Raw genomic sequence first — 6,739 nt, 5'->3', positions numbered from 1 at the left:
GGAGCGGGAGGGAATCGAAAGCAGGGCCTTAGCTGTTGAAACGACGGTAATTTTCAGATCGCTTGCCTATCGCAGCCCCCGCGGATGCCCCGTTCGCCTCCTCATCAGATGGGATTTACCAAGGTTACCCGCCTCGCGCGTTCTCGCCAGCGAGCCGCCGGACGGAGGCCATGTGGATCAGCGTACGAAAGGCGTCTCTCGGCACCGGTCCGTCACGCCGGCGGGCTCTCTCCGAGCCCAACTCCGTATCATTCCGTATTGGGAAGCGCTCTGGGGCACACCATCAAGAGCGCCATGAACTGGAAAACCATTCGACTGGAGCTCGCCCGGACCCGTGACTTCCCAGACGGGTCGGTCGGCCGTGCGTACCTGCTTCGCCTGCCGCTCGATTCGGAGGGACGAATTGATGCGGCCGCGGTGCAGCAGGATCCCGCTCGGGCGACGGTGCGGCGCTTCTGGACGAGCGAGCCGGACATGATTGGCTACGTCGTCCACACGCCCCGCGGATGGGCGTTCAGCTACGAGCCGGGCGACGAGGACGACGAGCCGATTTTCCACCTCGAGAGCCACGCGCTGCGACTCGGCGAGTATATCACCGTCACTGAACCCGACGGCCGCAAGCTGCCGTTCCGCATCGCCAGCCTCAGGGAACTGAATTAGGCCTGTTGGCGCTTCCTCTCGGCCTATCGAACATGTGGTGCTAGACCCGGCAGCAATGAACGACGCCAGCGACGACGTGCCCGCGCCACGGGTTCCGCGCCAGGACGAGGCTCATCTGCGCTCGATCCTCGCGACGGTGCCCGACGCCATGGTGGTGATCGACGAGCGGGGTCTCATCCTCTCGTTCAGCGCCGCCGCCGAGAAAATGTTCGGCTATATTGAGGCCGAGGTCGTAAGTGAGAATGTCAGCATGCTGATGCCCTCGCCTTACCGCGAGGAGCACGATTCCTATCTTGAGAACTACCGCGACACCGGCGTCAGGAAGATCATCGGTATCGGGCGGGTGGTGACGGCCCGCCACCGCGACGGCTTCACATTCCCGATCGAGCTCTCGGTCGGCGAGGCGAGGGTCGATGGCAGCCGCATCTTCACCGGCTTCATCCGCGACCTTACCGAGCGGCAGCAGACGGAGCTCAGGCTGCAGGACCTGCAGTCCGAGCTCGCCCATGTCGGCCGCGTGAGCGAAATCGGAACGCTCGCTTCCTCGCTCGCCCACGAGCTCAATCAGCCTCTGACGGCCGTTACCAATTATTGTGAAACGGCACGCGACCTGCTTTCGGAACAGCCCGATGCCGAGACGCTCGGGATCGTCCGCGAAGCGCTTGACGACGCCGCGAAGGAGGCGGTCCGCGCGGGCCAGATCGTGCGACGGCTGCGCGACTTCATCGCCTACGGAGAAACCGAGCGTCGTGTCGAGCATCTGCCGCGCCTGATCAACGAGGCCAATGCGCTGGCGCTGGTCGGTTCCCGCGAGCACGGCATCGAAGTCGAGGTTAAGCTGGATCGCTCGGCGAGCCGCGTCATCGTGGATCGTATCCAGATCCAGCAAGTCCTGGTGAACCTGATTCGCAACGCCATCGACGCGATGCTTGATTCCCGAATCCGTGCCCTCACCATCCGCACGCGGACCGAGTCGAACGGCTTCGTACGCGTCAGTGTTTGCGACACCGGTGGCGGCATAAACGAGGAGATAGCCGGACAGCTGTTCCAGCCGTTTGTGACGTCCAAGGAGAGCGGCATGGGAATTGGCCTGTCGATATGCCGAACGATCGTTGAGGCGCACGGCGGGCGCATCTGGTTTGAGCCCGGCCGGCGCGGCGGGACCGAATTCCATTTCACCCTTCCCGATGCCGGAGCAGACGATGCAGGATGATTCCAAGCCCCTCGTTCACCTCGTCGACGACGAAGCCGCGATCAGGCGATCCGCGGGCTTCATGCTGAAAACCTCCGGCTTTCGCGTCGAAACCTACGAATCCGGCGTCGAGCTGCTCAAGCGCGGCCGCGACCTGCAGCCGGGGTGCATCCTGCTCGATGTACGCATGCCCGCAATGGACGGCCTCGAGGTCCAGCAGGCATTGCGCGACCGCGGGATAGGTCTGCCAGTGGTGGTGATGACCGGCCATGGCGACATCTCCGTCGCGGTCCGGGCGATGAAGGCGGGCGCGGTCGACTTCATCGAGAAGCCGTTCGAGAAGAAGGCTTTGCTCGAAAGCCTGGAAGAGGCTTTCGCCCGGCTACTCCGCGCGGAGCGGGGCGCGGAGCAACAGCGGGACGCCGAAGTCCGCCTCGCTGGCCTAACTGTGCGCGAGCGGGAGGTGCTTGAGGGTCTTGCCCGGGGGCTCCCCAACAAGAGTATCGCTTATGACCTCGGTATCAGCCCGCGCACCGTGGAGATCCACCGAGCCAACCTGATGGAAAAGCTTGGCGTGCGAAGCCTGTCGGAGGCGCTGCGCATCGCTTTCGCCGCCGGCCTGGACGAAGGAGGTGGCTAGCCGCCGCCTCATGGCCGAGCGCCCTATGAGCGCACGCTGGCAACCCCGCCCAAGCATTGACGCAGGTCAATCGGACGCGGACAAACGCCACTAGGCGCAGGGCCGAGGAGCGAACGACTGATGAAGATTCTGTTTTTCGGACGCCTTGCAGACAGCGCTGGCCGCGAGGTCGAGCTCGACTTGCCGGCCGAGGGCTGCACCGTCGCCGAGCTGCGCCGCCGGCTCGCCGGAGCGCTACCGCAAGCGGCCGGCGAGCTCACCAGGCCGTCGATCCGCGCCTGCATCGACCTTGAAGTCGCGCCCGAGACGGCGCGCGTGATGCCGGGGCAAGAAGTCGCCTTCCTGCCGCCGCTGTCGGGAGGGTGAGATGGGCGCCGAGGCGCGGCTCGCGGCCGCTCCCTTCCGGCCCGAGGACGAGCTGGCCGACTTCATCGCCGGCCGTGGCGGCGACGGCGCCGTGGTGAGCTTCGTCGGGCTTGCCCGCCCCGCGGGCGCGGACGGCGAGGCCGTGACCGGCCTGTTCCTCGATTCCTATCCCGGCATGACGGAATCTTCGCTGGCGGCGATCGCCGATGGCGCGCTGACGCGCTTCGGCGTCAGCGCGGTGCGGGTGGTCCACCGCTGCGGCCAGATCGCGCCCGGCGAGCCGATCGTCTTCGCCGCCGCCGCGTCGGCGCACCGCCGCGCCGCCTTCGAGGCCGCCGACTATCTGATGGACCGCCTGAAGACCGACGCCGCGTTCTGGAAGCGCGAGGATGGGGTTGACGGTTCCAGATGGATCGAGCCTGCCGCCGACGATCGTGCGGCCCGCGCCCGCTGGAGCGACCCATGCCCGGAATAAACGAGCAACTGCCCTTCCATCCGCTGCGCATCGCGGTGCTGACCGTGTCGGACACCCGGACGGAGGAGACCGACACGTCCGGCGGCCTGCTCGCCGGGCGGCTCGAGGCGGCCGGGCACGAACTGGCCCGCAGGGCGATCGTCCCCGACGAGGTCGCGGCGATCCGGGCGCGGGTGCAGGCCTGGGCCGACGATCCCGACATTGACGTCGTCCTCGCCACTGGCGGCACCGGCTTCGCGCCGCGCGACGTCACCCCGGAGGCGGTGCGGCCCATGCTCGACCGCGAAATGGACGGCTTCGCGATCGTCTTCCACCAGGCGAGCCTCGGGACCGTCGGCGTCTCGACCCTGCAGTCGCGCGCTTTCGCCGGCCAGATCGGCGATACCTTCATCTTCTGCCTGCCCGGCTCGACCGGCGCCTGCCGCGACGCGTGGGACCTGGTGCTGGGCCTCGAGCTCGACAGCCGCTACCGGCCCTGCTCGCTCGCCGGTCAGGTGCCGCGGCTGCGGCATTTGTGCGCATGACGGGGCTCAGCCATCTCGACGAAAGCGGCCGGGCGCGGATGGTCGATGTGTCGGACAAGCCGGCGACGGCGCGGACCGCAACGGCGGTAGGACATCTGCGCTGCCGGCCCGAGACGCTGGCGCGGGTCCGCGCCGGGACGACCCCCAAGGCCGCGGTGATCGAGACCGCCGAGCTGGCCGGGGTGATGGCGGCGAAGCGGACCGCCGAGCTGATCCCGCTCTGCCACCCGCTGTCGCTGACCAAGGCCGCGGTCAGGATCGAGATCGACGAGGCGCTCCCCGGCTTTCGGATCGAGGCGGAGGCGCGCACGACCGGCCCCACCGGCGTCGAGATGGAGGCGCTCACCGCGGTCACGGTCGCCTGCCTGACGCTGTTCGACATGCTGAAGGCGGTCGACCGGGAGATGGAGATCGGCGGCATTGCCATGACCTCGAAGAGCGGCGGCCAATCGGGGAACTGGGGCAGATGATCTCCTTCGACGAGGCCGTCATGCTGGTCGCCGATGCGGCATCGCCGGTCGGTCGCGAGCAGGTCCCGTTGGCGGCCGCGCATGGCCGCGTGCTCGCGGAAGCCGTGCGGGCGCGGGTCGACGCTCCGCCCGGCGATGTCTCCGCGATGGACGGTTATGCAGTGCGCGATGGCGACCTGGCGGCCCTGCCGGCGCGGCTCCGGCTGATCGGCGAATCCCTCGCGGGGCGCGGCTTCGGCCACCCCGTGGGCGCGGGCGAGTGCGTGCGCATCTTCACCGGCGCACCGGTTCCGGCGGGCGCGGACCGCATCGTGATCCAGGAAGTGGTGACACGACAGGGCGAGACCGCTTGCTTCACCGAGACGCCGGGCGTGGCGCGGCACATCCGCGGGCGCGGATCGGATTTCGCGGTCGGCGACATTTTGCTCGAGCCTGGCCGCCTGCTGGATGCACGCGCCCTGGTCGCCGCGGCCGGCGCAGACCTCGATCAGCTCGAGGTCTTCCGTCGCCCCCGCGTCGCGATCCTCGCCACCGGAGACGAGTTGGTCCCGCCCGGCACAGCCGCGGGCCAGGCCGAAGCGCTGCCGGAGAGCGTCTCGTTCGGCATCGCCGCGCTGACCGCCGACTGGGGCGGCGCGGTGGCCCTGCGGCGGCGGCTGCGCGACGACCTCGAGGACATGCGCAAGGCCGCGGCGGAAGCGCTGGCCTCGGCCGACCTTGTCGTCGTGACCGGCGGCGCCTCGGTCGGCGAACGCGACTTCGCCAAGGCGATGTTCGAGAAGCTGGACCTGGTCTTTGCCAAGGTGGCGATAAAGCCGGGCAAGCCGGTCTGGCTCGGCCGCGCGGCGGGCCGGCTGGTGATGGGGTTGCCCGGCAATCCGACCTCGGCGATGGTGACGGCGCGGGTCCTGCTGGCGCCGTTGCTCGCCCGCATGACCGGCCGCAATCCGGCCGAGGCTTTGCGCTGGCGATCGATGCCGCTGGCCGGGCAGCTCGGGCCCTGCGGCGGACGCGAAACCTTCGTCCGCGCGGCGAGCGACCGCGATTTGGCCCAGCCCCTCTCGAACCAGGATTCGAGTGCGCAGAAGACGCTTGCTCATGCCGACCTTCTCCTGCGCCGCCCCGCTGGAGCGCCGGCCGCCGTCGCAGGCGAGATCGTCGAAGCGCTCGACTTCTAGCGAAGCAGCATCGCCTCGGCACGCCTGAGGTCCTGCGCGCTATTGATGTTGAAGAAGGGATCGAGCGACCCGACCGACCAGTCCACCTCGATGAAGCCCACAGTCTCCGCGAAGCCGCGTAGCGAGCGGCGGCCAGTCGCGAGATAGGCGTCGAGCCGGTCCAGCACGTCGCGTCGCCACATGGCGCAGACCGGATGGATCTCTCCGCCGCTCGCGGCAATGGCGGCGGCCCGCGCCTCGATCGCAGTGCCGAGGCGGCCGGGCAGGTCGGGAGGCGCGAACGGCATGTCGCACGGCAGGGTCAACACGGCCTCATGGCCATGGCTGCGCGCGAAACGCAGCGCGGCGGCGAGGCCGCCAAGCGGCCCGGCGATCGCCGCATCGTCGAGCAGCAAGGGCGCTCCCGCGGCCTGGCCGGGATCGCGAACGACCGTCCGCACCTCGTCCGACCATCCGCGCGCCAACCGCAACGCGCGCGCGAGCAGGGTCTCGCCGCCGAGGAGCCGCGAGGGCTTTCCGCCGCCGATGCGGCGGCCCTCGCCGCCCGCCAACACCGCGACGAGCAGGCCGGTGCTCACGCGAACAACAACTTGGCGCCGGCGATGACGAGCACCAGCCCGAGCCCCTGGAGCAACCGCTCGCGCGGCAGGCGCGCAACCCCGAGCCAGGTGCCGACCAGAGCGCCCCCGACGACCGCCGCGGCTAGCCAGGGCAGCTGCGGCGGAAGCGCGCGCACTGCCGCGAGGTTGCCGGCCAGCCCCGCCGCCGAGTTGAGAAAGATGAAGGCTGCCGCAACGCCGGACGTGTGACGCGGCGTCTCCCAGCCGAACAGGATGATGAGCGGACTGAGGAAGATGCCGCCGCCGGTGCCGGTCAGGCCGGCGAGCAGGCCGAGCGCCGCGCCCGCGGGCAGGGTCAGCGCCAGCGAAGGCTGGCGTACCTCCTGCCAGGCCAGCCGCTTCGGCTGCCAGAACAGCCGGACCGCGGCGGCCCAAAGCAGGAGTCCGACAAGCGGGCGGTAATATTCGGGCGGAAGCTGGACCCAGCCGCCAAGGAAGGCGGCCGGCGTCGCCGTCGCGGCGAAGGCGAGCAGCAGCCGCCAGTTGGTCTGGCCGGCGAGGGCGAAGCGCACCGCGCCGAACCCGGCGACGATCAGGTTCAGCGTCAGGGCGGTCGGCCGCATGGTTTCCGGCGCGACCGCGAACAAGGCCATGATCGCGAGGTAGGCCGAGGC

The 6,739-nt window shown here is 69.5% G+C and carries 10 protein-coding genes; 8 read left to right on the top strand and 2 right to left on the bottom strand.

Features of this window, described 5'->3' with window-relative positions; genetic code table 11:
* Window positions 1-294 precede the first annotated feature (294 nt).
* The 8 genes from ACT4N8_RS02000 (at window position 295) to ACT4N8_RS01965 (ending at window position 5,505) form a co-directional block, all read left to right on the top strand.
* Window positions 295-660, top strand: a complete 366-nt coding sequence (locus ACT4N8_RS02000; RefSeq protein ID WP_444856466.1) for a hypothetical protein — start codon at window positions 295-297, stop codon at window positions 658-660.
* 148 nt (window positions 661-808) lie between these two features.
* Window positions 809-1,873: a PAS domain-containing sensor histidine kinase gene (locus ACT4N8_RS01995; protein WP_444856465.1), complete on the top strand. Its 1,065-nt coding sequence runs from the start codon at window positions 809-811 to the stop codon at window positions 1,871-1,873.
* A complete protein-coding gene (locus ACT4N8_RS01990; protein WP_444856464.1) occupies window positions 1,863-2,492 on the top strand; it encodes a response regulator transcription factor in 630 nt (209 codons plus the stop codon). The genes ACT4N8_RS01995 and ACT4N8_RS01990 overlap by 11 nt, the downstream gene beginning before the upstream one ends.
* Before the next feature lie 120 nt (window positions 2,493-2,612).
* On the top strand, window positions 2,613-2,858 hold the full coding sequence (locus tag ACT4N8_RS01985) for a MoaD/ThiS family protein (protein ID WP_444856463.1): 246 nt from the start codon (window positions 2,613-2,615) through the stop codon (window positions 2,856-2,858).
* Between the two features lies 1 nt (window position 2,859).
* Window positions 2,860-3,333, top strand: coding sequence for a molybdenum cofactor biosynthesis protein MoaE (locus ACT4N8_RS01980; RefSeq protein ID WP_444856462.1), 474 nt, complete (start codon window positions 2,860-2,862; stop codon window positions 3,331-3,333).
* Window positions 3,321-3,857 carry a molybdenum cofactor biosynthesis protein B gene (gene moaB / locus ACT4N8_RS01975; RefSeq protein WP_444856461.1) on the top strand — a complete coding sequence of 179 codons (537 nt, stop codon included), beginning with the start codon at window positions 3,321-3,323 and terminating at the stop codon, window positions 3,855-3,857. Before ACT4N8_RS01980 ends, moaB begins: the two co-directional genes overlap by 13 nt.
* Window positions 3,854-4,327, top strand: a complete 474-nt coding sequence (moaC, locus tag ACT4N8_RS01970) for a cyclic pyranopterin monophosphate synthase MoaC (RefSeq protein WP_444856460.1) — start codon at window positions 3,854-3,856, stop codon at window positions 4,325-4,327. The genes moaB and moaC overlap by 4 nt, the downstream gene beginning before the upstream one ends.
* Window positions 4,324-5,505, top strand: coding sequence for a molybdopterin molybdotransferase MoeA (locus ACT4N8_RS01965; RefSeq protein ID WP_444856459.1), 1,182 nt, complete (start codon window positions 4,324-4,326; stop codon window positions 5,503-5,505). The genes moaC and ACT4N8_RS01965 overlap by 4 nt, the downstream gene beginning before the upstream one ends.
* On the opposite strand, the gene mobA is transcribed toward ACT4N8_RS01965, so the two are convergent.
* Both mobA and ACT4N8_RS01955 read right to left on the bottom strand, forming a co-directional pair.
* Window positions 5,502-6,083, bottom strand: coding sequence for a molybdenum cofactor guanylyltransferase (gene mobA / locus ACT4N8_RS01960; RefSeq protein WP_444856458.1), 582 nt, complete (start codon window positions 6,081-6,083; stop codon window positions 5,502-5,504). The genes ACT4N8_RS01965 and mobA overlap by 4 nt on opposite strands.
* Window positions 6,080-6,739, bottom strand: a 660-nt coding sequence (locus tag ACT4N8_RS01955; protein WP_444856457.1) for a TSUP family transporter, incomplete at its 5' end; no start/stop codon positions are given. The genes ACT4N8_RS01955 and mobA, both read right to left, overlap by 4 nt.

The organism is Sphingosinicella sp. (assembly GCF_052387495.1).
Taxonomy (GTDB): Bacteria; Pseudomonadota; Alphaproteobacteria; order Sphingomonadales; family Sphingomonadaceae; genus Allosphingosinicella.
Note: the sequence above shows the minus strand (reverse complement) of the source record. Positions and strands in the feature narration are given on the sequence as shown.

What these genes read in the sequence shown, in the direction of transcription:
- ACT4N8_RS02000 (WP_444856466.1), top strand. Translation starts at nt 295, where the DNA reads ATGAACTGGAAAACCATTCGACTGGAGCTCGCCCGGACCCGTGACTTC.
- ACT4N8_RS01995 (WP_444856465.1), top strand. Translation starts at nt 809, where the DNA reads ATGGTGGTGATCGACGAGCGGGGTCTCATCCTCTCGTTCAGCGCCGCC.
- ACT4N8_RS01990 (WP_444856464.1), top strand. Translation starts at nt 1,863, where the DNA reads ATGCAGGATGATTCCAAGCCCCTCGTTCACCTCGTCGACGACGAAGCC.
- ACT4N8_RS01985 (WP_444856463.1), top strand. Translation starts at nt 2,613, where the DNA reads ATGAAGATTCTGTTTTTCGGACGCCTTGCAGACAGCGCTGGCCGCGAG.
- ACT4N8_RS01980 (WP_444856462.1), top strand. Translation starts at nt 2,860, where the DNA reads ATGGGCGCCGAGGCGCGGCTCGCGGCCGCTCCCTTCCGGCCCGAGGAC.
- moaB (WP_444856461.1), top strand. Translation starts at nt 3,321, where the DNA reads ATGCCCGGAATAAACGAGCAACTGCCCTTCCATCCGCTGCGCATCGCG.
- moaC (WP_444856460.1), top strand. Translation starts at nt 3,854, where the DNA reads ATGACGGGGCTCAGCCATCTCGACGAAAGCGGCCGGGCGCGGATGGTC.
- ACT4N8_RS01965 (WP_444856459.1), top strand. Translation starts at nt 4,324, where the DNA reads ATGATCTCCTTCGACGAGGCCGTCATGCTGGTCGCCGATGCGGCATCG.